General features: G+C 70.7%; 21 protein-coding genes. 7 read left to right on the top strand and 14 right to left on the bottom strand.

Going from position 1 to position 26,319, the window contains the following annotated elements; all coding sequences use genetic code 11:
• Window positions 1-7: 7 nt before the first annotated feature.
• A complete protein-coding gene (locus ACFVXA_RS25800) occupies window positions 8-1,357 on the top strand; it encodes an MFS transporter (protein WP_389513881.1) in 1,350 nt (449 codons plus the stop codon).
• A 255-nt stretch (window positions 1,358-1,612) separates the two neighbouring features.
• Complete coding sequence (locus ACFVXA_RS25795) at window positions 1,613-1,987, top strand: RNA polymerase-binding protein RbpA (protein ID WP_003977404.1); 375 nt, start codon at window positions 1,613-1,615, stop codon at window positions 1,985-1,987.
• 307 nt (window positions 1,988-2,294) lie between these two features.
• On the opposite strand, the gene fxsA is transcribed toward ACFVXA_RS25795, so the two are convergent.
• From fxsA to ACFVXA_RS25775, 4 genes are all read right to left on the bottom strand, one after another.
• Window positions 2,295-2,867 (bottom strand): FxsA family membrane protein, encoded by a 573-nt coding sequence (gene fxsA, locus ACFVXA_RS25790; protein WP_362025900.1) that lies wholly within the window; start codon window positions 2,865-2,867, stop codon window positions 2,295-2,297.
• A 110-nt stretch (window positions 2,868-2,977) separates the two neighbouring features.
• On the bottom strand, window positions 2,978-3,772 hold the full coding sequence (locus ACFVXA_RS25785) for a polyprenol monophosphomannose synthase (RefSeq protein ID WP_383741627.1): 795 nt from the start codon (window positions 3,770-3,772) through the stop codon (window positions 2,978-2,980).
• Window positions 3,773-4,356: 584 nt separating this feature from the next.
• On the bottom strand, window positions 4,357-5,982 hold the full coding sequence (locus tag ACFVXA_RS25780; RefSeq protein WP_383909233.1) for an amidohydrolase: 1,626 nt from the start codon (window positions 5,980-5,982) through the stop codon (window positions 4,357-4,359).
• Window positions 5,983-6,076: 94 nt separating this feature from the next.
• Window positions 6,077-6,517 (bottom strand): Lrp/AsnC family transcriptional regulator, encoded by a 441-nt coding sequence (locus tag ACFVXA_RS25775; RefSeq protein WP_362025892.1) that lies wholly within the window; start codon window positions 6,515-6,517, stop codon window positions 6,077-6,079.
• A 266-nt stretch (window positions 6,518-6,783) separates the two neighbouring features.
• Here ACFVXA_RS25775 and ACFVXA_RS25770 point away from each other — a divergent pair, with 266 nt between their 5' ends.
• A complete protein-coding gene (locus tag ACFVXA_RS25770; RefSeq protein ID WP_362025889.1) occupies window positions 6,784-7,215 on the top strand; it encodes a hypothetical protein in 432 nt (143 codons plus the stop codon).
• Between the two features lie 34 nt (window positions 7,216-7,249).
• Here the strand turns inward: ACFVXA_RS25770 and ACFVXA_RS25765 are convergent, their stop codons facing one another.
• The 3 genes from ACFVXA_RS25765 to ACFVXA_RS25755 all read right to left on the bottom strand — a co-directional run bounded on the left by ACFVXA_RS25765 (window position 7,250) and on the right by ACFVXA_RS25755 (window position 11,586).
• Window positions 7,250-8,362: a phosphotransferase family protein gene (locus tag ACFVXA_RS25765; protein WP_383741621.1), complete on the bottom strand. Its 1,113-nt coding sequence runs from the start codon at window positions 8,360-8,362 to the stop codon at window positions 7,250-7,252.
• 65 nt (window positions 8,363-8,427) lie between these two features.
• Window positions 8,428-9,540 carry a hypothetical protein gene (locus ACFVXA_RS25760; RefSeq protein ID WP_390026851.1) on the bottom strand — a complete coding sequence of 371 codons (1,113 nt, stop codon included), beginning with the start codon at window positions 9,538-9,540 and terminating at the stop codon, window positions 8,428-8,430.
• A gap of 837 nt (window positions 9,541-10,377) precedes the next feature.
• Complete coding sequence (locus ACFVXA_RS25755) at window positions 10,378-11,586, bottom strand: acyl-CoA dehydrogenase family protein (RefSeq protein ID WP_362025880.1); 1,209 nt, start codon at window positions 11,584-11,586, stop codon at window positions 10,378-10,380.
• A gap of 333 nt (window positions 11,587-11,919) precedes the next feature.
• Here ACFVXA_RS25755 and ACFVXA_RS25750 point away from each other — a divergent pair, with 333 nt between their 5' ends.
• The gene (locus ACFVXA_RS25750) at window positions 11,920-13,176 is read left to right on the top strand and encodes a glycoside hydrolase family 18 protein (RefSeq protein ID WP_383741617.1); all 1,257 of its coding nucleotides are present in this window, start codon (window positions 11,920-11,922) and stop codon (window positions 13,174-13,176) included.
• Between the two features lie 178 nt (window positions 13,177-13,354).
• Here ACFVXA_RS25750 and ACFVXA_RS25745 read toward each other — a convergent pair whose 3' ends face one another.
• Together ACFVXA_RS25745 and ACFVXA_RS25740 are read right to left on the bottom strand one after the other, a co-directional pair.
• Window positions 13,355-14,014 (bottom strand): TetR/AcrR family transcriptional regulator, encoded by a 660-nt coding sequence (locus ACFVXA_RS25745; protein WP_362025874.1) that lies wholly within the window; start codon window positions 14,012-14,014, stop codon window positions 13,355-13,357.
• Between the two features lie 146 nt (window positions 14,015-14,160).
• A complete protein-coding gene (locus tag ACFVXA_RS25740; protein WP_362025871.1) occupies window positions 14,161-14,307 on the bottom strand; it encodes an SCO1431 family membrane protein in 147 nt (48 codons plus the stop codon).
• A gap of 216 nt (window positions 14,308-14,523) precedes the next feature.
• Between ACFVXA_RS25740 and ACFVXA_RS25735 the strand changes: the two genes are divergently transcribed.
• Window positions 14,524-16,032: a M1 family metallopeptidase gene (locus ACFVXA_RS25735; RefSeq protein ID WP_383909239.1), complete on the top strand. Its 1,509-nt coding sequence runs from the start codon at window positions 14,524-14,526 to the stop codon at window positions 16,030-16,032.
• Window positions 16,033-16,083: 51 nt separating this feature from the next.
• Here the strand turns inward: ACFVXA_RS25735 and ACFVXA_RS25730 are convergent, their stop codons facing one another.
• From ACFVXA_RS25730 to ACFVXA_RS25720, 3 genes are all read right to left on the bottom strand, one after another.
• The gene (locus ACFVXA_RS25730; protein ID WP_383741608.1) at window positions 16,084-17,436 is read right to left on the bottom strand and encodes a peptidase C39 family protein; all 1,353 of its coding nucleotides are present in this window, start codon (window positions 17,434-17,436) and stop codon (window positions 16,084-16,086) included.
• Between the two features lie 280 nt (window positions 17,437-17,716).
• Complete coding sequence (locus ACFVXA_RS25725) at window positions 17,717-19,258, bottom strand: amino acid permease (RefSeq protein WP_390026849.1); 1,542 nt, start codon at window positions 19,256-19,258, stop codon at window positions 17,717-17,719.
• Window positions 19,259-19,346: 88 nt separating this feature from the next.
• On the bottom strand, window positions 19,347-20,303 hold the full coding sequence (locus ACFVXA_RS25720; protein WP_362025858.1) for a hypothetical protein: 957 nt from the start codon (window positions 20,301-20,303) through the stop codon (window positions 19,347-19,349).
• Window positions 20,304-20,534: 231 nt separating this feature from the next.
• Between ACFVXA_RS25720 and ACFVXA_RS25715 the strand changes: the two genes are divergently transcribed.
• A complete protein-coding gene (locus ACFVXA_RS25715; protein WP_390026847.1) occupies window positions 20,535-21,209 on the top strand; it encodes a uridine kinase in 675 nt (224 codons plus the stop codon).
• A gap of 483 nt (window positions 21,210-21,692) precedes the next feature.
• Window positions 21,693-23,558, top strand: a complete 1,866-nt coding sequence (locus ACFVXA_RS25710) for an AAA family ATPase (protein WP_362025852.1) — start codon at window positions 21,693-21,695, stop codon at window positions 23,556-23,558.
• A 194-nt stretch (window positions 23,559-23,752) separates the two neighbouring features.
• Here the strand turns inward: ACFVXA_RS25710 and ACFVXA_RS25705 are convergent, their stop codons facing one another.
• Together ACFVXA_RS25705 and ACFVXA_RS25700 are read right to left on the bottom strand one after the other, a co-directional pair.
• The gene (locus ACFVXA_RS25705) at window positions 23,753-24,847 is read right to left on the bottom strand and encodes a hemolysin family protein (protein WP_362025849.1); all 1,095 of its coding nucleotides are present in this window, start codon (window positions 24,845-24,847) and stop codon (window positions 23,753-23,755) included.
• Window positions 24,844-26,178 carry a hemolysin family protein gene (locus ACFVXA_RS25700; protein ID WP_383741600.1) on the bottom strand — a complete coding sequence of 445 codons (1,335 nt, stop codon included), beginning with the start codon at window positions 26,176-26,178 and terminating at the stop codon, window positions 24,844-24,846. Before ACFVXA_RS25700 ends, ACFVXA_RS25705 begins: the two co-directional genes overlap by 4 nt.
• Window positions 26,179-26,319 lie beyond the last annotated feature (141 nt).

Genomic DNA, 26,319 nt, shown 5'->3' with positions numbered 1-26,319 from the left:
GGCACGGGTGGGCACTGACACCGTGCGGGCGGAGCAGGCCGACGAGGTCGCCGAGCGGCGGCGCGAGCAACACGGCTGGTACTTCTACGACTGGGCGTGCTCCGTCTACTCGACGAGCGTGCTGACCGTCTTCCTTGGTCCCTATCTGACATCGGTCGCCAAACACGCGGCGGACGCGGACGGTTTCGTCCATCCGCTGGGGATCCCGATCCGGGCCGGTTCCTTCTTCGCGTACGCAGTCTCGGCGTCCGTCATCCTGTCGATCTTCGTGATGCCGATCGCGGGCGCGGCCGCCGACCGCACGGGCCGCAAGAAGCCCCTGCTGGCGGCCGCCGCCTATCTGGGCGCCGCGGCCACCACGGGCATGTTCTTCCTGGACGGGGACCGCTATCTGCTCGGCGGCCTGCTGCTGATCGTCGCCAATGCCTCGGTGGCCGTGTCGATGGTCCTCTACAACTCCTACCTGCCGCAGATCGCCCCGCCCGAGGAGCGCGACGCCGTCTCGTCGCGAGGCTGGGCCTTCGGCTACGCGGCGGGTTCACTCGTCCTGGTCGCGAACCTGATCCTGTTCACGGCCCACGACACCTTCGGCGTCTCCGAGTCGACGGCCGTACGCATCTGTCTGGCCTCGGCGGGCGTCTGGTGGGGCGCCTTCACCCTCGTACCGCTCAAGCGGCTGCGCGACCGCCGTACGACCGCTGCCGCCTCCGCCTCCGTCCACGGCTGGCGGCAGCTGGCGGCCACCGTGCGGGACATGCGCGGCAAACCGCTCACGCTCGCCTTCCTGCTCGCGTACCTCGTCTACAACGACGGCATCCAGACCGTCATCTCGCAGGCTTCGGTGTACGGGTCCGAGGAGCTGGGGCTCAGTCAGTCGACCCTGATCGTGGCGGTGCTGCTGGTGCAGGTGCTCGCGGTCGGGGGCGCCCTGGGAATGGGGCGGCTGGCGCGCACGTACGGCGCGAAACGCACGATCCTCGGCTCGCTCGTCGCCTGGACCGTGACACTCGCCGCCGGGTACTTCCTGCCCGCCGGCGCGCCCGTCTGGTTCTTCGTCCTCGCCGCAGGCATCGGCCTGGTCCTGGGCGGCAGTCAGGCCCTGTCGCGCTCCTTGTTCTCGCATCTGGTGCCGGGCGGCAAGGAGGCCGAGTACTTCTCGGCGTACGAGATGAGCGACCGGGGCATGAGCTGGCTGGGCCCGCTTCTGTTCGGGTTGACCTACCAGCTGACGGGAAGTTATCGGGACGCGATCATCTCGCTCGTGGCCTTCTTCGTCATCGGATTCGTGCTGCTCGCGCGGGTCCCGGTGCGGCAGGCGGTGCGCGACGCGGGCAATCCCGTACCGGACAGGATTTAGCGCCCGGGGCCAAAGGCCGGTAGTGTACGCGTTTGGCCTGCCAGGCGTACCGTTACTGCGCGTCAAAGATACTGAAGCGTTGGGTGACATCTGCTGCCAGATGTGACAAACCGGGCGACGGTGGGTACAACAAGGGGCGGCTACGACGGCGACGCATGACCCGGAACGGGAATCTTTACCGCCGACCGGACGTTGACCGGATGACGACGACAGCGACACCTGTCCTGTGGGCGACAAGCCCGGGAGGCACGATTCATGAGTGAGCGAGCTCTTCGCGGCACGCGCCTCGTGGTGACCAGCTACGAGACGGACCGCGGCATCGACCTGGCCCCGCGCCAGGCCGTGGAGTACGCATGCGAGAAGGGGCACCGGTTTGAGATGCCCTTCTCGGTCGAGGCGGAGATTCCGCCGGAGTGGGAGTGCAAGGTCTGCGGGGCCCAGGCACTCCTGGTGGACGGCGACGGCCCTGAGGAAAAGAAGGCCAAGCCCGCGCGTACGCACTGGGACATGCTGATGGAGCGGCGCACCCGAGAGGAACTCGAAGAGGTCCTCGAGGAGCGCCTGGCGGTGCTGCGCTCCGGCGCGATGAACATCGCGGTACACCCGCGAGACAGCCGCAAGTCCGCGTAACCCCTCCGGGGGTTGGGCGGCATACCACGCACGCACTGACCGCGGGCGCCGTACGTTTGTGTACGGGGCTCGCGGTTCTGTGCGTTTCGGCTCCGCCAGGTGGCTGAGCGTTCGGCGCCCGCCGGGGTTCAGCGCCGGCCTGCCGACATCAATGCCAAGCCCGCGTTCAGTGCCGCCCGGTGGACATTGGTCCCGCCCGGTGGACATTCGGTGCCGCCCGGTGGGAGTTGACGGCGCTGGGGCTGCACGCCAGACCCTCTTCGCCCCGAGGGCCCGTCCGCACGTGCCGGAAGGGCTGGAAGCAGCCTCAGCGCTGCAGGGGCGGGCGCGGCCCCCGCGGGGTCTCGTCGGCTTCCTCCCTGATCACCTCGCCCTGCACCACCTTGCCGTCGGGGCGGTGGATGCGGGCCTGCTGGAAGGCGTCGCCGAAGGCACCGGGGGCGGCCTCGCGCATCTTTCGGTCGAGGGCCCGCTCCGTGTAGCGGCTGAGGGCCTTCTGGACGGGCGGGATCAGCAGAAGCAGGCCCACGGCGTCGGAGATGAGGCCGGGGATCATCAGGAGAAGGCCGCCGAGCATCATCAGCCCGTTGCCGTCGCCACCGCCGGCCCTGGGGGCCGCGGCACCGCTCTGCTGCTGTTGCAGCGTCTCGCTGAGGTTGCGGAAGGCCCGGCGTCCGGCCCGCTTGACGACCACGGAGCCGAGGACGAAACCGGCGACCAGCAGCAGGAAGACGGTGAAGCCGCTCGCCGCGCCCGCGACCACCGTCAGCAGCCAGATCTCCAGCACCAGCCAGGCGGCGATGCCGAGCGGCAGGAAGGTGCGCAGCCGCGAGCGCCGCGGGCGGGCGGGGTACGTGGGAGTCGGAGCGCCAGTCGTCATGCACCCAGTGTGCCTGGGCCCGGCTCAGTACGGGATAAGCAGATGATCAACCGCAGCTGTGGATCGAGTCGCCCGCCGGAGCCCGATCCGCCCCGCGCCAGGAGGCCGGCCTAAGAGGTGGACTTGCGCCCGGTGATCCGCGCGACCCGCTCCCCCACGCCCCACGTGGTGACCCGCCACAGGGCCTCCACGAGGATGTCGCGGCTCATCTTGGAGTCGCCGAGTTCCCGCTCGACGAAGGTGATGGGCACCTCGACGACATGGAAACCGGCCTTGACGGCGCGGCGCGCGAGGTCGACCTGGAAGCAGTACCCCTGCGAGGCGACCTCCCCGAGGCCGAGTCCTTCGAGGGTCTCGCGACGGAAGGCGCGGTAGCCGCCGGTGACGTCCCGGATCGGTACGTCGAGCAGGACGCGCGAGTACAGGCTGCCGCCGCGGGAGATGAACTCGCGGGACCTGGGCCAGTTCACGACCCGGCCGCCGGGCACCCAGCGCGAGCCGAGCACGAGGTCGGCACCCTTGAGGGCGGTCAGCAGGCGGGGCAGCTCCTCGGGCTGGTGCGAGCCGTCGGCGTCCATCTCGACGAGTACGCCGTAGTCGTGCTCCATGCCCCAGCGGAAGCCCGCGAGGTAGGCGGCGCCGAGGCCCTCCTTGCCCTTGCGGTGCAGCACCTGGACGTGGTCGTCCTCGGCGGCCAGCTCGTCGGCGAGCTTGCCCGTCCCGTCGGGACTGTTGTCGTCGGCCACCAGAACGTGCGCCTCGGGCACGGCGGCTCGCACCCGGCCCACGATCTTCTTGATGTTCTCCGCCTCGTTGTAGGTCGGGATGATCACCAAGGCCGTGCCGAGCGGGCCGAACTGCCTCCCCTGGGCTCCTGCCGCTAGGGTCCCGTCGCCGTCGTTCACTGCTGCCCCTTCGAGTCCGTACGCAGAGGTCCACCATAGTGCGCCCAACCTGCGGCGCCGCGCCGCCGCGTTAGTACCGCGGTGTCGATTCGACAAGAGCCGGGTAAGAGTGGCTGCCCGGCTCTCGGAACAAGCGTCGGAACTCCGTACTCCCGGGTCCCGGCCGCGGAGCGCGCGTGTGCTGCGGATCGGGGCCCGGCGCCCTTCGGGCCGACCAGGGACCCGCTGGCTGCGGGTCGACCAAAAGCCGTTGTCTACTGAACGTCCGGGCCCCACCCGGGTCACACCTGCCGACTTGTCGGAACGTTCACTCGTCTCGTGGCACGGGCGCTGGGCCTGGCTCCCAGTGGTGGTGCGCCGGTGCGGCACACCACCCCTGACCCAGCGGCGCTTCGAGGCCGCGCGGAAATTCCCCGGTCGGACGTCCGGTGGTGGACCCGGCCGAACCTACCGGCCCCCGGCGGCCAGCTGTCAACACTCGTTTGAGCTGCGGCTTTTCCCTCAATCTCCTGGTCAGCGCGGAGGATGCGCAGGTCGCGCGACGGGGTGGCGGGCGACGATCGGGGGCACGCCACCCCGGGACATCACTCGTTAGGCCGTACGAATACCGTCCGACCGGCCACCACGGTGCGCAGGCAGACGGGCAGGTCGTTCCCGGGGGTCAGATCCGGCAGCCCGGGGGTACCGGAGCGGGGATCGGTGGACCAGCGCGCGACCCGGTCGTCAGGGGCCTGCACGACGAGTTCGGCGGTGCGCCACACGGCGTAGTCGGCGGGCGCGCCCGGCACCAGAACCCCCGCGTCGTCCCGTCCGACCGCCCGCCAGCCGCCGCGCGTATGCGCGGTGAACGCGGCGCGCACGGACACCCGGTGGTCGGGCGTGCGGTGGAAGGCCGCGGCGCGGACGGTGCCCCACGGGTCGAGGGGCGTGACCGGGCTGTCGGACCCGAGGGCGAGCGGGACGCCGGTGCGCAGCAGGGCCGCGAAGGGGTTGAGGGTGCGGGCCCGTTCGGCGCCCAGGCGCTGGGCGTACATGCCGTCCTCGCCGCCCCACAGCGCGTCGAAGGCGGGCTGCACGGAGGCGGTGAGCCCCAGTTCGGCGAATCCGGCGATCGTTTCCGGGGTGAACATCTCGGCGTGCTCGACACGGTGCCGGGCGGCGCGGACGCGGGCCAGGCCGACCTTCTCCGCGGCGGCGCGCACGCCCTCGACCACGGAGGTCACGGCGGCGTCCCCGATGGCGTGGAAGCCCGCCTGGAGGCCCGCCTCGGTACAGGCCACCACGTGCGCGGCGACCGCGTCCGCGTCGAGGTAGGCGGTGCCGGTGTGGTCCGCGTCGGCGTAGGGCTGGTGCAGGCAGGCGGTGTGCGAGCCGAGGGAGCCGTCGACGAAGAGGTCGCCCGCGGCGCCGATCGCGCCCAGATCGCGTGCCTTCGCCACTCCCTCCTCGGCCCACTCGGCCCAGTAGCCGACGACCCGGGGCCCGGGCTCCTCGGCGGCAAGGCGCAGCAGCCCGGTGAAGTCGTCCTCGGAGGAGATGTCCGGGCCCGCGCACTCGTGCACGGAGCCGATGCCGAGCGAGGCGGCGTGGGCGAGCGCTGCGCGCTGAGCCTCGGTGCGCTGGTCCCCCGTGACGGCGCCCAGGGCGGCGGCGCGTACGGCGTGGTGGGCGTCGCGGGTCAGGGGGGCCTCGGGCGCGTACCCGGCGCGGTCGACGATCCCCGGGACCAGGTCCAGGAGCGCGGTGGTGACCACGGCGGAGTGCACGTCGATCCGGGAGAGGTAGAGCGGGCGCCCGCCGGTCGCCTCGTCGAGCTCGGCGCGCGTAGGCGGACGTCCGCCGGGCCAGCGGGCCGCGTCCCAGCCGTGCCCGAGCAGGACCCGGTCGGCGGGGCGGGCGGCGGCGAAGTCGCGTACGAGGGCGAGGGCCGCGTCCAGGGAGGGGGCGGCGGACAGGTCGAGGCCGGTGAGCGCGAGACCGGTGGAGGTGGTGTGCACGTGTGCGTCGGTGAACGCGGGGGTGACCAGGGCGCCTTCGAGATCCACGACCTCGTCGACGCCGTCCGCGAAGGCGTCGGCCGCGCCCTCGGAGCCGACCCAGGCGACGTGGCCGCGCTCGACCACCATCGCGGTGGCGAAGGGGTCGGCGGGGCTGTGGACTTCTCCACCGCGCAGCAGCACGGTGTCCGACGAGGCGGTGCTCTCACTCATGAGGACAGTCTCGCGCCTGCGCCCGCCCGAGCCGCACGCGGGGACCCCCGTCGCCCGGCGGAACGACTGCCCGCGGCGCTCGCGGCGGTCGGATTCAGATACGGGGCGGGCGCGCCTCGTACGGCGTCGACAGTACGACCGTCGTGCGCGTCGAGACGCCCGCCAGCGTGCGCAGCCTCGCGAGGAGTTCCTCGAGTTCGTGCGGGGTCGAGACGCGGACCTTGAGGATGTAGTTCTCGTCGCCCGCGACGCTGTGGCAGGCCTCGATCTCGGGGACGCCGGAGAGGCGTTCCGCGATGTCGTCGGGGGCGCTGGGGTCGAACGGCTTCACCGAGATGAAGGCGGTCAGGGGCAGTCCGACGCCCTCCGGGTCCACGACCGCGGCATAGCCGCGGATGACGCCGCGCTGTTCCAGCCGGCGCACGCGCTGGTGCACGGCGGACGTGGACAGGCCCGTGGCCTTGCCCAAGTCGGTGTAGCTCATCCGCCCGTCTGCGACGAGCAGCTGCACGATCTGTCGGTCCAGCTCCTCCATGACGCAAGAACCTACAGGGCGCTTGATCCCACCCGATACTCAGCGGCGCAGGTCATACCCGGTTTGTGATGTGGCATAGAGTCACGTGTGCGCCACCCGGGGGACCAACACGCCGGGCCGGGCACCTGCGGGCGGCATGTGACGAACGCCACATGGCTGGAACCGGGTCCGTGATGTTCTCGTGATTACCGCAGAGACGGGACGGGAAGTGCTTGCTGTGGTCGAGGCCGCAGTGCCTTGTCGGCCCACCCGAGGGGGAGAATCCCATGCAGAGTCTTAAGCGACCTGGTCGTACCGCATCCAAGCGTCAGCAGCCCGAGCCCGAGCCGGAGGGCGTCGAACCGGACGCCCTGGACGGCGAGGAGTTCGACGCGTACGACACCTTCGAGATGTACCGGGTGATCTGCCCGGACTGCGCGCAGCCCATCGCGCTGCTGGCGGACGAGGAGGTCCTGCCGGAACACGCGCTGTGCGCCTCGCCGTGGAACCCGTTCGGGCTGACGGTCTGCACCGGCACCGGCCGCGCGGCGGCCGAGGCCCCGCCCGCCGACGAGTCCGCCGAACTCCAGGAGCAGGACACGGCCCTGCTGTTGACGCTCCCTCAGGGCCTCGACTGGCGGACGCAGCCGTTCTCGCACGTCGGGGGGGCGGGCTCGCGCCCGATGCGGGTCCCGGAGATGCGCCGCGAGGCCGCCTGACCGGTCCCGGCGTCCCGATGACCGGCCCTCGCGCTCAGCGACGAACGCCCGGCCCTTCCCAGTAGCTGCCCTGCACCATGGCGCGCAGGCTGCCGTGGTGCAGGATCAGCGTGTCCGGGTCCGGGGGCACGGCGGCCTCGCCGAAGTACACCTGGCGGTAGGCGACGCGGAGCATCACGATCGCGTGCCGCAGTGCGGCGTACAGCGTGTAGAAGTCCATGTCCCGCGGTGTGTGGCCGGTGAGTTCGGCGTACCGCCGCTCCACGCGGTCGCGGCCGAGGAAGTCCGGCAGCCCACGCTGGCCGAAGCCCACGGTGAGGTCCTGGAAGAAGCGGTGCAGATAGACGGTCCAGCCGAGGTCGACCTCGCGCGGGGCCACGGCAGCCATCTCCCAGTCGAGGACGGCGGCGGGTTCGAAGCCGTCGTAGATGACGTTCCCGATGCGCGCGTCGCCCCAGTTGAGCACCGGCTCGCCCTCGGCGCCCGGCCACAGGTGGTCGAGCCGGTCGAAGGCGCTCTCGATGAGCGGCGAGCGTGACAGACCGTCAATCACCCATTCGTAGTACGCACGTTGGGCGTTGACGTGGCGGCGCAGTGGGCTGCCGTCGCCGGGCAGTGCGAGGAAGTCGGCTTCCTTCGCGGTGACTTGGTCGTGCAGTCGCGCGAGCAGTCCGATCGATGCCGCCTCCAGGTGCCCGCGCTCCTCGTCGCTCGCCGCGTGCAGCCAATTCCCCTCGTACGTATAGGGCATGACGTCCGGTGGCACCCGCCCCTCGATCCGCGCCATGACGAAGAACGGCGCCCCGAGCGGTCCGGGGTCCTCCTCCAGCCACAGCACCCGGGGCACCGGCAGGTCGGTGCGCTCGGCGACCAGGCGCATCGTGCGGTACTGCCGGGGCATGTCGTACGCGGGGAAGACGGTGTACGCCGCCGGGTCCGCGGCCAGCCTCAACGCACAGGCGTGCAGCGGGGGTTCGGGGTGCTCGATGTCGAAGAGCAGCGTTTCGCTGGACATGCCGTTGGACTCGGGCACGGTCACGTTCACCGCCTTGGCGCCGGGCAGGCGTGTGGCGAGCCAGGCGGTCAGGCGGTGCGTCAGTTCCTGCGGATCACGGGTGCTCGTACGGGGGCGCGGTGCCGTGGCCATGCCACCACTCCAATCGGGGCGTGAGCGGGGTTCCAGGCGGAACGGGGTTCAGGCCCCACTGGGGCTCAGGGTGCGACCGAGTCGAACCCGGTGAAGCCGCTCGGGTCGTGGCGGCCGAACGAGCCGTGCTCGAAGATCCCGTAGCCGACCTGCCCGTCGAGCGTGCAGCGGGCGGCGTGGTCGATCACCCCGTAGGCGGCGAGGGGGTGCGCGGCCGGGTCGGCGAGGTCGTGGACGCGCCGGTCGGTCCAGCCGCGGCCACGCCAGGTGCCGTGCTGCCAGTCCTCGGCCGGCGGATAGCCGGCGCCGACCGCGAGCGGGGAGGAGATGAGCACCTCGACGCCCAGCTCCAGGGGCTTGCGGTCCAGCGGATCCGTGAGGTGGACCACGGCGGCGGTGGGGTGGCGGGTGCCGGGGCGGTAGGTGATGTCGGCCTGGGGCCAGCCGAGTTGACGGTCGCGCTCCCCCGGGCGCACGAGCGTGGCGTCGTTGAGCGAGCGGTACCCGTCGGCGTCCTCCTGGACGATGACCATCAGGAACCGGTCCTCGAAGCGGACCGGGCACCAGATCCAGTGAAACCCCTCGGTGGGGTGCTCGTCCGCGAGCCGGCCGCCTTCCTCCCCCGGGATCGGGCGCACGCCCCAGCTTCGGTCGCGGGTGCCGGTCCACTCGTCCGCCGTCACCGGAATCTCGTCGCCGTCGACGCGGATGACCCCCTCGACGGCACCCGCCTGTACGAAGCGGCGTCCTTCCAGGGTGAGGCGGCCGCCGCGGCGCTGTATGTGGTGCGGTTCCCAGAGGGCCGGGAAGTCGGCGGTCCAGGTGAGGTCGTACGACAGGGAGTCGTCGTCCGACCGGAGGCGCAGGCGGCGCAGCGGTTCCTCGACGGTGATCCGCAGGGGTCCCACGGCCAGGTTCATCCGGTCGTCACCGAGCGCGTCCGACGCCCGTAGCGCGTGCAGGCGGTCGCCGCGGCGCAGGGTGGCGTACGCGTCGATCACTCCGACGTTCGGATAGACGCCGAGGCCCAGGATGAGCAGGGCCCGGCCCTGGTGGTCGAGGATGTGGAAGATGCAGCGGTCGTAGGCGTTCCGGTCACCGGTCGCGACGTGCTTCATGGACAGCGGCACCTGGTGCACGGGGTACTCGTCGAGGGCTACGGGGCGGTCGTCGGGCACGGCAGGCCTCCCTGGGCGCACGGCAGTTGACGTCACCCGGAGGGGTGCGGCCCCCGGCGGCGCAGTTGACGGTACGTCAGATAGTCGTCCGGGACCAGAGAGCGGGCGTCGACCGGCACCCCGTACGGGGCCGTCGCGAACTCACGCTCGAATGGGCGGGCGGGTGACCTGGGCGCCCGCCCGCGCGTTGCCCTGGTATGACCCCCACATATTCTGCGACCGGGCGTCGGCACCGGATCCTCGTCCCTGCTCCGGTCTTGGCAGAATCGGTTCGGCAGGCGCCTCCGCCGGCCCAGGATCCCCCCATCTACCGTGCCCTGATCCGCACCTGGTCCGATCGCGGACGCACCCTGCCGGGCCGCCACGACCCGGAGTGGGTCCGGCTGGTGGCACCGTCGGCTCTGTACGGGTACGGGCGGTTCAGCGCGGGGGTGGACCCCCGCGACGAGGGGCCGTTCAACCCGGGCCGGGACCCGCGAGGCGAGGGCCGGCTCAGCGCGAGCCGCGACCCGCGGGACGCCGGGCGGGACTCACGGGGCGAGGGGCGGCCCAGCGTGAGTCGGGACCCGCGCGGTGACAGGCAGGTGAGCCTGAGCCTGGACCCGCGGGACGAGGGACAGCCCAGCGTGAATCGGGACCCGCGCGGTGACAGGCAGGTCAGCCTGAGCCTGGACCCGCGGGACGAGGGACAGCCCAGCGTGAGCCGGGACCCGCGAGGCGAGGGCCGGCTCAGCACCGGCCGCGAGCCGCGAGGTGACAGGCAGGTCGGCCTGAGCCGGGATCCGCGGGACGAAGGCCAGCTCAGCGCGAGCCGGGACCCACGAGGTGAGGGGCAGTTCAGCGTGAGTCGGGACCCGCGAGGTGACGGGCGATGACCATCCGCTGGATCTGATTGGTGCCCTCGACGATCTGGAGGACCTTGGCCTCGCGCATATAGCGCTCGACCGGGAAGTCGGCGGTGTAGCCGTACCCGCCGAGCACCTGGACGGCGTCCGTGGTGACCTTCATCGCGGTGTCCGTGCACAGCAGCTTGGCCATGGCAGCCTGCTTGGAGAACGGCCGGCCCGCGTCGCGCAGCCGCGCTGCGGCCAGATAGAGCGCCCGGCCCGCCTCGATCTGCGTCGCCATGTCCGCGAGCATGAACCGCAGCCCCTGGAAGTCCGAGATCGGCCGCCCGAACTGCTGACGGTCGGTGGCGTAGGCCACGGCCTGGTCGAGGGCCGCCTGGGCGACGCCGATGGCGCAGGCCGCGATGCCGAGCCGGCCGGAGTCGAGCGCGGACAGGGCGATCGCGAAGCCCTGGCCCTCGTCACCGATGCGCCGGTCGTCCGGGACCCGCACCCCGTCGAAGTGGACCTGGGCGGTGGGCGAGCCCTTCATGCCCATCTTCTTCTCGGGCACCGCGCCGCTCAGCCCCTCGGCGTCACCGGGGACCAGGAAGGCCGTGATGCCTCGCGGGCCCTCGCCGCCGCTGCGCGCCAGCACCGTGTAGAAGTCGGCGATACCGCCGTGCGTGATCCAGGCCTTGGTGCCCGTGATCACCCACTCTCCCCCGCTCTCGGCTCCGCTCGAGCGGGAGGTGCCCCCGTCGTCCCGCACTGCCTTCGTCCGCAGAGACGCGGCGTCCGAGCCCGAGGACGGCTCGGAGAGGCAGTACGCCCCGAGCAGGCCGCCGCCGAGCATCGCGGGCAGGTGCTCGACCTGCTGCTGCTTGGTGCCGTAGTTCGCGAGGGCGTGGCAGGCGAGGGAGTGCACGCTGACGCCGAGGCCGACGGTGAGGCGGGCCGCGGCGAGCTCTTCGAGGACCTGGAGGTAGACCTCGTAGGGCTGGTCCCCGCCGCCGTACTCCGAGTCGTAGGGCAGACCGAGCAGTCCCGACTCGGACAGCAGGCTGAAGACCTCGCGCGGGAAGTGCCCGGCGTCCTCCTCCTCGGCCGCCTTCGGGGCGATCTCGCGCTGCGCGATGTCGCGAACGAGCGAGATCAGATCCCGGGCCTCGTCCGTGGGCAGTTGACGGTCCACCGGCTGCGGGGCGCGGTCGGGCATGGCGACGCTCTCCTCCCTGTCGGGCACATCGACGGTCGTCTGCCTTGGGTGGGGCAGCTCCGCCGGGTCTCACCTGGCCCAGCCGATGCTGCCGCTCCGGGTTGCGGAACCTGCTGACCAGCGACTGTGGCGCTGTGAGTATGCCCGATCGGAGGCATCCAGTCACCAGTTAACGACCGCTTACTAAAAGAAAGGGAAATTGGTCCGAACCATTGACGCACTGGTCTAGTCCTCCTACTGTGCGAGCAACGCCTTACCGCGTTCATGCCAAGCAGCGCTCAGCAGGTCCCAGCACCACGTCCCCACGCTCCCCTCCCCCACGAGGAGACATCGATGCGCAGACCGCACCGTCCCCGCGCCCTGTTCCGGACGCTTCTGTCGGCCGCCTGTTCCGCCGTTCTCGGCGCGGGGCTGCTGGCCGGCGCCGGCACCGCGACAGCCACCACGCAGGCCGGCACCGCGACAGCCACCACGCAGGCCGTCGCAGCCGGTTCCAAGGTGGTCGGCTACTTCACCGAATGGGGCGTCTACGACCGGAACTACCACGTCAAGAACGTCGAGACCTCCGGCTCGGCCGCCAAGCTGACGCACATCAACTACGCCTTCGGCAACGTCACCGGCGGCAAGTGCGCCATAGGTGACTCCTACGCGGCGACCGACAAGGCGTACACCGCCGACCAGTCCGTGGACGGCACCGCCGACACCTGGGACCAGCCGCTGCGCGGCAACTTCAACCAGCTGCGCGAGCTGAAGAAGAAGCACCCGAACCTCAAGGTCCTCTGGTCCTTCGGCGGTTGGACCTGGTCGAGCGGTTTCGGCGAGGCCGCCAAGAACCCGGCCGCCTTCGCCCAGTCCTGCTACGACCTGGTGGAGAACTCCAAGTGGGCGGACGTCTTCGACGGCATCGACATCGACTGGGAGTACCCCAACGCCTGCGGCAACACCTGTGACACCAGCGGCAGGGCGGCGTTCAAGAACCTGATGTCGGCGCTGCGTACGAAGTTCGGCTCCGGCAACCTGGTCACCGCGGCCATCACGGCCGACGCCACCGCGGGCGGCAAGATCGACGCGGCGGACTACGCGGGTGCGGCGCAGTACGTCGACTGGTACAACCCGATGACGTACGACTACTTCGGTGCCTGGGACACCACCGGTCCGACGGCCCCACACTCGCCGCTGAACTCGTACACCGGTATTCCGAAGGCGAATTACTACACCTCGGCGACGATCGCGAAGCTGAAGGGCCTCGGCATTCCGGCCTCGAAGCTGCTGCTCGGCATCGGCTTCTACGGGCGCGGCTGGACCGGCGTCACCCAGGCCGCACCGGGCGGCACGGCGACCGGCCCGGCGGCGGGAACGTACGAGCAGGGCATCGACGACTACAAGGTGCTCAAGACGAAGTGCCCGGCGACCGGCACGGTGGGCGGCACCGCGTACGCCAAGTGCGGCTCCAACTGGTGGAGTTACGACACCCCGTCGACCATCGCCACCAAGATGAGCTACAAGAACGCGCAGGGCCTGGGCGGCACCTTCTTCTGGGAGCTGAGCGGTGACACCTCGAACGGCGAGCTGATCAAGTCGATCAACTAGAGCCGCCCGTAAGGGACTTGGGGCGGAGGTCGGTCGACCTCCGCCCCTCGCTCATGCGTCGCGGTGATCGTCGCGCCCGTCGTGCACGCGCCACCGCGCCGACTCACCCGGCGTGCACGCGCCACCGCGCCGGCTCACCCGCCGGCCGCGGCCTCCGCCCCGCGTTCACGTGTCGCGTTCACGTGTCGCGGCGCGCGGCCGGCGGGGCCTGGTAGGAGGGGTCGAGCTCCTCGACGGCGCGCATGGCGCCGCCCAGCGTCTTCACCAGCAGCTCGCGCACGGTGTCGCGCGGCAGGCTCTGGTGGACGATCCAGTCGAGGGTGACGCCCTCGACGCTGTAGAGCCAGCCGAGCAGGGCCATGCGGGGCAGCGACGCGATCTCGCGCCTGCCGTACGCGCCTTCGGCGATGGTCTCGACGATCACCTCGCGCACGCCCTCCCGGACGGCCTGCACCTCGGCGTCGAAGCCGACTCCCCCGGTGATGATCGTGCGGTACGCGGCCTGGTTGTGTTCGGCGTAGCGCAGATAGCCGTCGATGGTGCGGTGCACCCGCTCGGCCGGGGGCAGTTCGAGGCCGCCGGCCGCCCGGGAGATCAGGTCCGCGACCGAGTCCTCGACGATGGCGAGGTAGTAGCCGCGCTTGGACTTGAAGTAGTAGTAGATCAGCCCTTTGGCGACATGGGCCTGCCGTGCGATGTCGTCCATGGACAGCGCGTCGTACGACGTGTCGGCGAACAACTTCCGTCCGATGGCGATGAGTTCCGCGCGGCGGGCCAGTGAGCGGTCGGTGCCGCGCGCCCGTGGGCGGTCGACGCCACGCTGTTGACTATTATTCAATTTCTGACCTGGTCTCCAACTGCCAACGGGACGCTGGCAGTATGGCAGACCGGTGCCACCTGCTCGTTCGACTCCGAACGACTGCCGGGACCGCCTTCGGGCGGCCGTTCTCGCGGGGTTCGGCGGCGGGAGTGCGGACCCGCGACTCAGACCAGGCCGAGCTGGGTGACCAGCATCGCCAGGACCACCACGAGGGCCCACCCCAGGACGTGCTCGAGGATCTTCGGGCCGTCGTCCTTGGGGCCTCCGGTGCGGGCACGGAGACGGGTGGCGGTGGCGGAGGTCGCGGTCATGGCATCTCGCTGACGTAGTGGTGCGGTGGAATCCCCCCGCCTCCCGTCGGCTCCCCACCGACTCGTCCACCTTGCCACCGAAGCGGGTTTCAGCGGTAGAGACCTTGGTCACGCCGGACACTTCGACGTGGATCGAATGCCGCGTGATTCCACAGCCTTGCGGAGACACTGTGCGTCTCATCACACGACAGTGGTCAGCCAACCGAAAGGCCCCCGATGAGCACGTTCCGGACGCCTCGCCTCAGAGTTCGCCTCGTCCTGGCGGCGGCGATCACCGTGACGGCAGCCGCCTGCACCGGGCCGGTCTCGCGAGTCCCTCTCTCGTCCCCGGAGTACCTGAACGCCGCGTCCGCGAAGGCCCCCTCCCCGGGTGCGGCGGGCCTCGGGGACCCGCTCTTCCCGCTCGACGGCAACGGCGGCTACCGGGTCGACCGCTACCTCCTCGATTTCGACTGGCAGGCGCCTCGGACGCCTTTCGAAGCCGCCACGACGATCAAGGCGACCGCCACTCAGTCCCTGTCCCGCTTCGACCTGGACTTCGCCGGCAACACCCTGCACACGGTGACCGTGGACGGGAAGACGGCAGCGACCAGGCGCGACGGCGACGAGCTGGTCATCACCCCGGCGAAGCCCCTCGCCCAGGGCAAGGCCTTCACCGTCAAGGTCACCTACACCGCCGACCCGACCCAGCTCCGCCACCGCGACGACGCCATCGAGGACTACGGCTGGATCCCCACGCCGGACGGCACGGTGCTGTATCCGCAGCCCAACGGCGCCAAGATGATCTTCCCGTCGGACGACCACCCCAGTCGGCGCGCCCCGATCACCTTCCGCATCACCACCCCGCCGGGCCTCACCGCGGTCGCCAACGGCAAGCTCACCGACCGCAGCGAGGGGGCCGACGGACGCGTGCGGTGGACGTACGACTCCGAGCAGCCGCTCGCGACGCAGCTCGCCCAGCTGGCGATCGGCAAGTTCACCCTCGTCGACAGCGAGGGCCCGCACGGGCTGCCGATCCGCGATGTGGTCCCGGACGACCTGGTGGCGCCGACCGAGGAGTACCGCAAGCTCACCGCCGACCACATCGCGTGGCTGGAGGAGCGGCTCGGCCCGTACCCCTTCAACCGGTACGGCCTCCTCGTCGGCGACACGGATCTCGGCGTGGCCCTGGAGACGAACACGATCTCGCTGATCCCGAAGGCGGACCTGCTCGGCGAACGGGTGGGCGCAGAGCGGAACCTGGTGCACGAGCTGACCCACCAGTGGACCGGCGACAGCGTCGGCATCAAGACCTGGTCCGACCTGTGGCTGAGCGAGGGCCACGCACGGTTCTACGAGCGGCTGTACTCGCAGGAGCACGGCGGCGACGACTTCGAGACCATGATGAAGGCGGCGTACGCGAACCACGACCAGTGGCGCCACGACGCGGGCGCCCCGGCCGAGCCGACCGAGCCGAACCTCTTCAAGCGGATGCGGTACGACGGCTCGGCGCTCGTGCTGTACGCGCTGCGCGAGAAGGTCGGCGAGGAGACGTTCGGGAAGATCGAGCGGGCCTGGACCACCGAGTACCGCGGGAAGATCGCCAGTACGCAGGAGTACGTCGACCTGGCGTCGAAGGTCGCGGGCGAGGACCTCGAAGGGTTCCTGCACCCGTGGCTGTACGGCGCCAAGACCCCACCGATGCCGAACCACCCGGACTGGGTGGTCAACCCCGTCCAGAGCTGAGTCGGCAAGGGCGGGCCTTCGCCGTGAGGGGCCGCCCCCGCCGCCCTCGGCTCAGCTGATGCCCACCGCCGCGAGCGCCTTGAGCTGCCGCTCCGACGGATGCGCCGGGAAGTAGAGGTAACAGACACCGCCGGTCCCGGAGACGACCTTGCCGGAGGCGTTGTACCGCTTGGTCCTGAGCCAGATGTTCTCCCACTCACGCCGCTTGTAGACCCGGCGCACCGCCTGGTCGCTCGGCGATGCCGGGTCGTTGGCGATCACGTCGCCGTCCGCCGTGAACCCGATGACGGTCATGAGGTGACCCGAGGTGCCGTAACCCGCGCCCGTCAGTTCGGACTTGAGGAACGACTGGGACGTTATGGCCGGGATGCCGGCGGCGATCAGCGTCTCCAGGTCGGTGAGCGAGCCGAGGCGGGTCACCACGCCCTGGAGGTCCTCGTACGTCGCCGCGTAGGCGGAGTTGAAGGGCCAGTTGCCGCAGCCGCCGTACTGGTAGTCGTAGGTGAAGCGGGCCGCGTGGCACACCTGCGGGTCGGCGTAGTCCGGATTGACCCAGGCGAGTTGCTCCGCCGTCGGTTTGCGGCCCCAGTACTCGATGATCATCTGCGAGGAGGTGGGGCTGCACCAGGCCTCGCCGCCGCTGTCGTACTCGGGGTACTGGCCCGCGTGGATCTCCTGCGAGTAGCGCGGGACGTCCAGTTCCTGGGCGAGGCCGGGTGTGGAGGCCGGGACGGTGAAGCGGTCGGGGATGTCGGAGCCCATCACGCCGAGCCGCCACACGGTGGGGGTGATCTTGGTGCCCGGGGTGCGGTGGAGGGTCAGGCGCAGGCGGTACGAGACGAGGCGCAGCCCCGAGGCGGCGTCGTCGATGGAGAAGGTGTCGGTCCAGATGCTGCTCTTGCCGTCGCTCTGGCCGTCCAGGGAGGTCCGCTTGATGTCCTGGTCGCCTGCCGCCCAACGGCCCATCACGTACCAGGGCGTGTCCGTGCCGTCCGAGTACGTGCCCCTCAGGTCGACCTGGAGCCAGGTGCCCGCCGGGGTGTGCGCGTTCCAGGACGCTATGGCCTCGGTGGCGGGGACGGCGAGCCGGTGCACCGGGGACGTCCAGGTCGCGTACTCCCAGGTGGCGGTCTTGCCGGTGTGCGGATCGGGGTAGTCGGCCTTGCCGGCCGGGGTGTCGATCACCAGCCCGGGCCGGACGCCCGGCACCGCCCGCGTGCCCTTCGCGCTGCCGCCGTGCCAGTCGGCGTACGAGGTCCAGGCGCGGTTGTCCACGAGCCGCGGGGCCGCTTGGGCCGACCTCGCGGGGGTGGCCGCGGCCGCGGGGCCCGCGGTGCCGGTGGCCGCCGCTGCGACGGCCACGGCCAGGATGGCTCTGCGGGACGGCTCTGAAGCTCTGGTCATGGGTGGGTGACCCCCAGTTCGTCCGGAAGCGACGGTTCAGGCGCACGGCATGGAGCGGCGGGTGCGGCCGTGGCGGGTGCACGGCTGTGGGCCAACTATGGATGCCGGATACCGGCTTCTGCCAGCACTTCGGCCCGCGTCGCGTCGACCAATATTGGTCGGGACCACTGGCATGACCTGCGCGGCATCGGCCCCGGCGCGCGGCGGTGCCGTGCGTCGGGGCCGAGGTCGTGCGCCGTCGGACGGGTAGGGGGTGGTCGCCGTCAGATGAGGGTCGCCGTCAGATGAGGTCCATCGCCGCGACCTCGTCGGGCCGTCCGTAGCTGACCGGGCCCTGGAAGCGGCGGCGCGCCGTGGCGAACCACCACACCGTGGCGATGATCAGCACCGCGGCCAGGGCGATCGACGCGTAGTTGAAGGTGTCGCCGGTGATCGGCGAGACCTGCGGCAGCATGAACAGCACGCTGCTGGCGAGGATCCAGACCACGGCCACCCAGCCGACGGCCTTGCTCCAGCGCCCCAGGTGCCAGGGGCCGGGCTGGAACTCGTCGCCGAGCCGCAGCCGCAGGAAGATCGGCACGGCGTAGGCGAGGAAGAGTCCGACGACGTTGACGCTGACGATGGCGGTGAACGCCGTGTGCGACCACCAGCCGGGCAGGACCAGGGCCAGTGAGCAGCCGACCGCGAGCCACACGGCCTTGACGGGCGTGCGGGTGCGCGGGGAGACCGAGTGCCACCAGCGGGAGCCCGGCATCGCACCGTCCCGGGAGAAGGCGAAGATCTGCCGGGTGTTGCTGGTCAGGTTCGCCAGACCGCAGAAGAGCATGGCGCCGATCACGATCAACAGGATGGTCTTTGCCATGCCCATGCCAAGCCCGTCGATGAGAATCTGCACCGGCGGCGCCGAGGAGCTCGCCACCTGGCCATAATCATGAATGCTGTATACAAGGGCGAGCATGAGGATCAGTCCGGTGATCGCCGAATAGCCGATCGCGCGCATGATCCCCTTGGGTGCGTTGACCGTGGCCCGCACCGTTTCCTCGGACATGTGGAAGCTGCCGTCGAAGCCCGTGAAGGTCCAACTGGTGACCAGCAGGCCGAGCATCCCTCCGTAAAGGCCGTTCGTGAAACCGGTGTTGTTCGCGAAATGCGTGACGAACGAGGCCGACTGGTGGTCGTCGGGCATCACGATCAGTGTGCTCACGATCACTACGAGCCCGATCAGCAGCCACCAGACCGAGATCCGGTTGAGCAGGGCGACCAGCTGCACGGTGTAGGTATTGGCCAGTCCCTGGAGCACGATGATCAGCGTGGTGATGAGGACCGTCTGCTGGGCGGTCGGCTCGTACGAGTGCCACTGCAGGGCGATGAAGGCCTGGATGAAGGTGGCGGCCGCGTATCCCGTGGCAGCCGTGCCGCCCACCTGACCCACGAAATTCAGCCAACCGGTGTACCAGGACCAGGCGCCCTTGTGGCGCTTGGCGAGCTTTCCGGCGGAGAAATAGAGCGCTCCGCTCGTCGGATAGGCGGACGCCACTTCCGCCATGGCGGCACCAATGAACAGCACCATGACCGAGACGCCGATCCAGCCGAACACGAGAATGCGCGGACCGCCGGCATTCATACCGAATCCGAAGGACGAGAAAATACCGGAGATGATGTTGATGATGGTGAAGGAGATCGCGAAATTGTCGAACGCCTGGAATCGGCGCGTGAGCTTTCGCGGATATCCCATCGCATGAAGTGTCGCGTCGTCGTCGAGCGCGACGGAACCCTCGCCGACGCCGCCTCTTGCGCGGGGGGCCGATATCCGTTCTGACACAACTGACCTTTCTCTGGGGGGGTGGACCGGAAGACTGGGGGCGGGCGGGAGACCGGTCGGGGCGGGCCGGAGGACCGGCCGGGCCGGGTCAGGCGGCTCCCGGCACGGGCAGGCCACAGGAGCGGCGGGCGCGGGAGAGCTGCTCCTCCGGGTCGCCGAACACGCTCCAGGGCATACGGCAGGCGTACGGCCCCATGGCCATGAAGACCGCGCGCGCCTCGAACTCGCGCTGGGCCATGAACAGGGCGTGCGCCAGATACGCCAGGTCGAGCACCGGCGTGAACCGGTAACCCGACACCTCGGGAAGCCAGTTCTGGTAGATCGCGAGCGCCGTGGAGCGCCACTGGGGCTGCTCCCAGGTGCGGTCGACGAGGAGCTGCGAGGGGTTGTAGCTCTCCACCAGGGCCACCAGCGGAAGGAGTCGCAGCGGTGAGGAGGCGGGGGCGCGCTGACTCAGGAAGGCGGCGACGTCCCAGGCGGCGTTCACCGAACCGCCGTGGCGCGTGAAGAAGAACGCCAGGAAGCGGTGGTGGCCCTCACGGTTCCAGGGGTCGAGACGCAGGATGTGCGAGAACAGCTGCCAGGGACCGGGCGGCTGGGTGAGCAGTCCCTGCGGCGCCGGATCGCGCAGATCGTGCAGCCGGGCCATGGCGAGTTTGGCGACCCAGGGCGTGGGGTCGGCGGGGGCCATGGCCGCGGCCCGGTCGCACGCGCCGATCGCGATGCGCTCCAGGGCCTCGGCCCGGTCGTCCTTGGCGTCCGCCGCGCGCAGCGCCCGCAGGACGGCCACCCGCGCCCACAGCAGCGCGGCCTCGGGGATCGGCTCCTCGGCCAGCCAGCGTTCGGCCAGGTCGGAGTCGGCGGCCTCGGAGGCCAGGACCAGAGCGCGGTGGGCACGGAGTCCGAAGTCGCCGCGCGTCTCGGCCAGGGCTTCATGGGCACTCAGATAGCGGCCGGCCCGGACATCCACGCAGACGCTCGCGAGTCTGCGGTCGTCGGCCGCCGGATGCCACACATACTGCCCTTCGAATACCCCCGCGGCCATCTTCCCCTGTCCATCCCCGTACGACACCGCACCTTGCGCACCAGGCACCCTACTCAGCATCAAGGGGAACCGGAACTGCGTTTCCGAAATAGCTCGTTCCGCCTCGCCCGCTTCTTATGGCGACGCCGAATGAGTTCTTGAGGATTGTTCAATGAATAGTTCAACACGACACTATTCACTACCCATGGATCCGCCGCGCATGCCGCCCGGCATAGAATGTTCCGCAGGAATATGCCGAAATCTCACCGCACCCAGGGAAGCCTCATCCGCACTCAAGGAAACCCCCTTCACGGCCTCGCCTCACGGCTGCGCGGACTGCCGCCCTCCTGCGGCCTCGTCCGCCTGATCGGCGTCGACGGACACGCGGGCTCCGGAAAGACCACCTTCGCCGGGCAGCTGGCGGCCGCGCTGGACGACGCGCCCGTGCTGCACCTCGACGACATCGCGACGCACGAGGAACTCTTCGGGTGGACGGAGCGGCTGCTGGGCCAGGTGGTCGAGCCGTTGCGGCGCGGCGAGCCGGCGCGCTACGCCCCGTACGACTGGATCGCGCGGCGCTTCGGGCCGGACCGTGAACTGCCGCCCGCGCCCGTGATCCTCCTGGAGGGCGTCGGCGCGGGCCGCACGGCACTGCGCCCCTTTCTCGCGCGACTGCTGTGGATGGAGTTGCCGCACGACGAGGCCTGGGCGCGCGGGCAGCGGCGGGACGGGGAGGCGCAGAGCGCGTTCTGGGATGGATGGGTCCGCGCCGAGCGCCAACACTTCGCCAAAGACCCCTCAAGACCGTTCGCCGATCTTTTGGTGCAGCAGTGTCCTGAGGGATACGAGGTGCTTCAGGGGCCCGTTGAGACCTCTGGAGCGGACCATACGCTCACGCACGGTGACGGACCGTCCGCAGTGTGCTGAACTTGTGAAGACCCTCGCGGGAGAAGTTGCCTGAGTCCTCCAACTCGGCTTGACCGGGGGGCCGTACAGGTCTTACGTTCTGAATGTGCGGCCATTCGAAGCCGCCCGCAGTCGCGAAGCCCCCGGTTGTTCCCCCGTGATCGGGGGCTTCGTTCTGCCCAGATCCTCCCTTTCCGGGCGCCGTGTGACGCGAGTCGTTCACCCTCGGTCACCAAGCCGAGTGCGCCCCATCTGCTCCCACCTCGTGGAACGCGGCGTGCGGCACCCTTCGGCAGGCCCCTGCACCGCAGGTACGATGCCTCTCGGTGCGACCTTCGGACGGCTGCTCTGCGCACCGGTGCAACTCCCGTCCGCGGCACGGCAGTTCGAGCACAGCTGCCGACGGGCACCGGCCCGGCGGCGAGGGGGGTGCGGTGTGGGCGGGCGCGGCCCGACCCGCAAGGCACCGCCCGACCATCGGGGGCACGGTTTGTGGGGGACGTGATGGACTTCGGCACGCAGGGCCCCGAGGCCCCGGCCGACCTCGCCTGGCTGCGAGGCGTGGACGCCTACACGATGGGCGCCTATCCGCAGGCGGAGGAGGAGTTCCGTGCCGCGGTCCGGATGGATCCGGGCATGGCGGACGGCTGGCTCGGACTGCACGCGCTGCGCGTCGACACGACGACGGCGCTGCTGCGGATGTTCCGGCACCGTGACCGCTTCGGCGAACAGCGCGCCCGGCACCGGCGCACCCTCAACTCCTGGTACTGGCTGGGGTGGTGGGTGCAGCCGGTGCTGGAGAGCCCGCGCGATCTGCTGCTCGCGCACGCCTCGCACTGGCTCGACGGACGCCATGTCCCCGAGCTGGACCGGGCGCTCGCGGGGCTGCCGCCGGTCGACGCGGATCCCCAGGTGCGGTTCCTGCACGCGTGCCGCGCCTATCTGGTCAAGGACTGGGAGCAGCTGGTCCGGCACACCGATCCGCTGATCGACGATCCGATGCTGGGCATAGAGGCCGGCCTCTTCGGCGGCATGGCGCGCGTCCGCCTGGAGATGTACGGACAGGCGGAACCCCTCCTCTCCTCCGCGCTGATGCGCTGCCGCAGCGAGCAGCCCCAGCGCAAGGAGCTGCGGTACTGGCTGGCGCGGGCCCACGAGGGGACCGGACGGTCGGCGGCCGCGCTGCCCCTCTACCGGGCGGTGCACCGGGTCGACCCCTCCTTCATGGACACCTCGGCGCGGCTCGCGGCGATCTCCGAGGGCGACGGGTACGACGATGCCGCCGCCGACCTCGCGGCGATCACGCTCGCCGGAGTCGGTCAGGACGTGATGGAGGGGCCGGACGGCGTGGACGCGCTGTTCGGCGGCGAGGGGCGTGACCTGAAGCTCTCGGAACCCGACCTCGCGGTACCGGGGTCGCTGCCTCCCGAGACCGACGCGGTGCGCGAGAAGGCCGTGGTGCCGGTGCAGCCGCCGCCCACCGGGCCGACCGACCCCGCGTTGCTCGAGGAGGCGCTCTCCGAGCTGGAGCGCATGGTGGGCCTGGAGCCCGTGAAACGCCAAGTCAAGGCGCTGTCTGCGCAGTTGAACATGGCGAGGCTGCGCGCCGGGCAGGGCCTCCCGGTTCAGCCGCCGAAGCGGCACTTCGTCTTCTCCGGCCCCTCCGGGACCGGCAAGACCACGGTCGCCCGTATCCTCGGCCGGGTCTTCTACGCGCTCGGGCTGCTCGGCGGCGACCACCTGGTGGAGGCGCAGCGGGCGGACCTGGTCGGCGAGTACCTCGGCCAGACGGCCGTCAAGGCCAACGAGTTGATCGACTCCGCCATCGGCGGCGTCCTCTTCGTGGACGAGGCGTACTCGCTGTCCAACTCCGGGTACGGCAAGGGGGACGCGTACGGCGACGAGGCCCTGCAGGTGCTGCTGAAGCGGGCCGAGGACAACCGCGACCACCTCGTCGTCATCCTCGCCGGCTATCCGGAGGGCATGGACCGGCTCCTCGCCGCCAACCCCGGCCTGTCCTCCCGCTTCACCACCCGCGTCGACTTTCCCTCCTACCGGCCTCTCGAACTCACCTCCATCGGGGAGGTGTTGGCCGCGGACAACGGGGACGTGTGGGACGAGGAGGCGTTGGACGAGCTGCGCTCGATCGCCGGGCACGTCGTGGACCAGGGATGGATCGACGAGCTCGGGAACGGTCGTTTCCTGCGGACGTTGTACGAGAAGAGCTGCGCGTACCGTGATCTGCGGCTGTCGATGTACCCGGGGGCGCTGTCCCGGGACGACCTTTCCACGCTGCGGTTGCCGGACCTGATGCAGGCGTACGGGGAGGTGCTGTCGGGGCGGGGGCCACAGGACCCGTCGACGATGTGACCGCCGGGAGGTTTTCGCCCCCGCCGCCGCCCCCGCCGCCCCTGCCCTCCCCCAAGCTCTCGGCTTCGCTCGAGCAGGGGGACCCCCCTCGTCACCTGGGGGCTGCCGCCCTCAGACCCCCGCCAAAAGACCGCGTAGTTCCCCGCGCCCCTGGACAGGGGCGCGGGGAACTACGCGAACGGGAGGCGTTGCGCTCAGCTCGCCAGGGCCTCCTCCGGGGCCTCGCTGGGGCGGGGGTCCGGGGCTGCGCGTACCGGCGTCGGAGTCACCCGGTGGGCCGGGTCGCGTACCTCGCCGACCAACAGCTCCAGTACGTCTTCCAGGGCCACGAGACCGAGGACCTTGCCCGACGCGTCGGCGACCTGGGCGAGGTGGGTGGCGGCGCGCCGCATCACCGTCAGCGCGTCGTCGAGCGGCAGCTCCGCCCGCAGGGTCGTCATCGGCCGCCAGATCTGCTGCGGCACGGCCCGCTCGGACTCCTCCAGGTCGAGCACGTCCTTCACGTGCAGGTAGCAGCTCATGAAGGCGCCGTTCTCGGCGACCACCGGGAACCGGGAGTACCCGGTGCGCGCGGTGAGCGCGACGATCTGGCCCGGGGTGACGGAGGGTGGGACCGTCACCAGCGAGTCGCGGTCCAGGAGGACGTCGGTGACCGGGCGGGAGCCCAGTTCCAGGGCGTCCTCGAGGCGCTCCTGCTCCTCGGGGTCCAACAGGCCCGCCTGGCCAGAGTCCTCGACCAGGCGGTTGAGCTGCTCGCTGGTGAAGACCGCCTCGACCTCGTCCTTGGGCTCCACTCCGAACAGCCGCAGGATCAGGCGGGCGCAGGCGCCGAGGGCGACCGTGACCGGCCGGCACAGGCGCGCGAAGGCGACCAGGCCGGGGCTGAGCCACAGCGCCGTCTTCTCGGGCGCGGCCATCGCCAGGTTCTTCGGCACCATCTCGCCGATGACGAGATGGAAGAAGACGACGAAGGCGAGCGCGATGACGTATCCGAGGGGGTGGATCACCCCGTCCGGCAGGTGGATCGCCTCGAAGAGCGGTTCCAGCAGCTTGGCGACGGTCGGCTCGGCGACCGCGCCGAGGGTCAGCGAGCAGACGGTGATGCCGAACTGCGCCGCGGCCATCATCTGCGGCAACCGCTCCAGGCCGTACAGGACCTGTCGGGCCCGCGCGGTTCCCAGGGGTTCGATCTGGCTGCGCCGCACGGAGACGAGCGCGAACTCGGCGCCGACGAAGAAGCCGTTGGCGAGCACCAGGAGTGCGGCGAACAGGAGTTGGAGCAGGCTCATCGCACGGCCTCCACGACGGGCGCGGCGTCCGCGGTCCTGACCAGTCGTACGCGCTCCGCGCGGTAGTGCCCGACCTGGCGCACGGACAGGCGCCAGCCGGGCAGTTCGGCCTTGTCGCCGGGGGCCGGGATGCGGCCGAGCAGATCGGCGACGAGGCCGGCGACGGTCTCGTACGGTCCCTCGGGCACATCGAGGCCTATGCGTTGCAGGACGTCCACGCGGCAGCTGCCGTCGGCGTCCCACGCGGGCCGCCCGTCCTCGGCCGGCGCCGCCGCGAGTTCGGGAAGGTCCTGGCCGTCGTGCTCGTCACGGACCTCGCCGACGAGTTCCTCGACGATGTCCTCCAGGGTGACGACGCCCGCCGTACCGCCGTATTCGTCGACGACGACGGCGATCGGCTGCTCGCTGCGCAGCTGCTCCAGGAGCGGCTGCACGGGCAGCGTCTCGGGCACCAGCAGCGGGGCCTGGGCGATCCGGCCGACCGGCGTGCGCAGCCGGTCGTGCGAGGGGATCGCGAGGGCGTCCTTGAGGTGCACCATGCCGACGATCTCGTCGATCCGCTCCCGGTAGACGGGGAAGCGGGACAGGCCGGTGGCGCGGGTGAGGTTGACCACGTCCTCGGCGGTCGCGGACGACTGGAGGGCGCTGACCTTCACGCGCGGGGTCATGACGTGCTGCGCGGTCAGGTCGGCGAGCGAGATGGTCCGTACGAAGAGATCCGCGGTGTCCTGCTCCAGGGCGCCGGCCTGCGCCGAATGGCGGGCCAGGGAGACGAGTTCGCCCGGGGTGCGGGCGGACGCCAGCTCCTCGGCGGGCTCGACACCGAGCGCCCGTACGAGCCGGTTCGCGACCGCGTTGAGCGCGGCGATCACCGGCCGGAACGTGCGCGAGAAGACATGCTGCGGGCCCGCGACGAAGCGGGCGACCTGGAGGGGCTTGGAGACCGCCCAGTTCTTGGGCACGAGTTCGCCGATGACCATCTGCACGGCCGAGGCGAGCAGCATGCCGACGACCACGGCGACACCGGACACGGCGCCATCGGGGATCCCGATCGCGGTGAACGGGCCGTGCAGCAGCTCGGCGAGCGCCGGTTCGGCGAGCATGCCGACGACGAGCGAGGTGATGGTGATGCCGAGCTGGGTGCCCGAGAGCTGGAAGGACAGCTCCTTGAGGGACTCGACGACCGTACGGGCCCGTCGGTCACCGTCGGCGGCGGCCTTCTCGGCGTCGGGGCGCTCGACCGTGACGAGGCCGAACTCGGCCGCGACGAAGAAGCCGTTGGCGAGAATCAGCAGGAACGCCGCCCCAAGGAGCAGCAGGGGGATGGTCATGCCGCCGCCTCGGTATGTCGGGAAGGGGCGGCGCAGGTACTACAGGACGATCCGTCCATCGCTGGAGGGAGTCACTCCTCGGGTAGCAGGGGGCCTCTGAACGCCGGGTGGCACATCAGAGACGGAGGCGCAACGAAAACG

Origin of the sequence: Streptomyces sp. NPDC058246, from assembly GCF_042881985.1 — a bacterium.
Lineage (GTDB): Bacteria > Actinomycetota > Actinomycetes > Streptomycetales > Streptomycetaceae > Streptomyces.
The sequence above is the reverse complement of the archived record's forward strand: the minus strand, read 5'-3'. Positions and strand labels throughout refer to the sequence as shown.

Bases quoted from the DNA above. Each gene is read 5' to 3' on its own strand.
- ACFVXA_RS25795 (WP_003977404.1), top strand. From the start codon at position 1,613: ATGAGTGAGCGAGCTCTTCGCGGCACGCGCCTCGTGGTGACCAGCTAC.
- fxsA (WP_362025900.1), bottom strand. From the start codon at position 2,867: ATGACGACTGGCGCTCCGACTCCCACGTACCCCGCCCGCCCGCGGCGC.
- ACFVXA_RS25780 (WP_383909233.1), bottom strand. From the start codon at position 5,982: ATGAGTGAGAGCACCGCCTCGTCGGACACCGTGCTGCTGCGCGGTGGA.
- ACFVXA_RS25775 (WP_362025892.1), bottom strand. From the start codon at position 6,517: ATGGAGGAGCTGGACCGACAGATCGTGCAGCTGCTCGTCGCAGACGGG.
- ACFVXA_RS25770 (WP_362025889.1), top strand. From the start codon at position 6,784: ATGCAGAGTCTTAAGCGACCTGGTCGTACCGCATCCAAGCGTCAGCAG.
- ACFVXA_RS25765 (WP_383741621.1), bottom strand. From the start codon at position 8,362: ATGGCCACGGCACCGCGCCCCCGTACGAGCACCCGTGATCCGCAGGAA.
- ACFVXA_RS25755 (WP_362025880.1), bottom strand. From the start codon at position 11,586: ATGCCCGACCGCGCCCCGCAGCCGGTGGACCGTCAACTGCCCACGGAC.
- ACFVXA_RS25750 (WP_383741617.1), top strand. From the start codon at position 11,920: ATGCGCAGACCGCACCGTCCCCGCGCCCTGTTCCGGACGCTTCTGTCG.
- ACFVXA_RS25740 (WP_362025871.1), bottom strand. From the start codon at position 14,307: ATGACCGCGACCTCCGCCACCGCCACCCGTCTCCGTGCCCGCACCGGA.
- ACFVXA_RS25735 (WP_383909239.1), top strand. From the start codon at position 14,524: ATGAGCACGTTCCGGACGCCTCGCCTCAGAGTTCGCCTCGTCCTGGCG.
- ACFVXA_RS25730 (WP_383741608.1), bottom strand. From the start codon at position 17,436: ATGACCAGAGCTTCAGAGCCGTCCCGCAGAGCCATCCTGGCCGTGGCC.
- ACFVXA_RS25720 (WP_362025858.1), bottom strand. From the start codon at position 20,303: ATGGCCGCGGGGGTATTCGAAGGGCAGTATGTGTGGCATCCGGCGGCC.
- ACFVXA_RS25715 (WP_390026847.1), top strand. From the start codon at position 20,535: ATGCCGAAATCTCACCGCACCCAGGGAAGCCTCATCCGCACTCAAGGA.
- ACFVXA_RS25710 (WP_362025852.1), top strand. From the start codon at position 21,693: ATGGACTTCGGCACGCAGGGCCCCGAGGCCCCGGCCGACCTCGCCTGG.
- ACFVXA_RS25705 (WP_362025849.1), bottom strand. From the start codon at position 24,847: ATGAGCCTGCTCCAACTCCTGTTCGCCGCACTCCTGGTGCTCGCCAAC.
- ACFVXA_RS25700 (WP_383741600.1), bottom strand. From the start codon at position 26,178: ATGACCATCCCCCTGCTGCTCCTTGGGGCGGCGTTCCTGCTGATTCTC.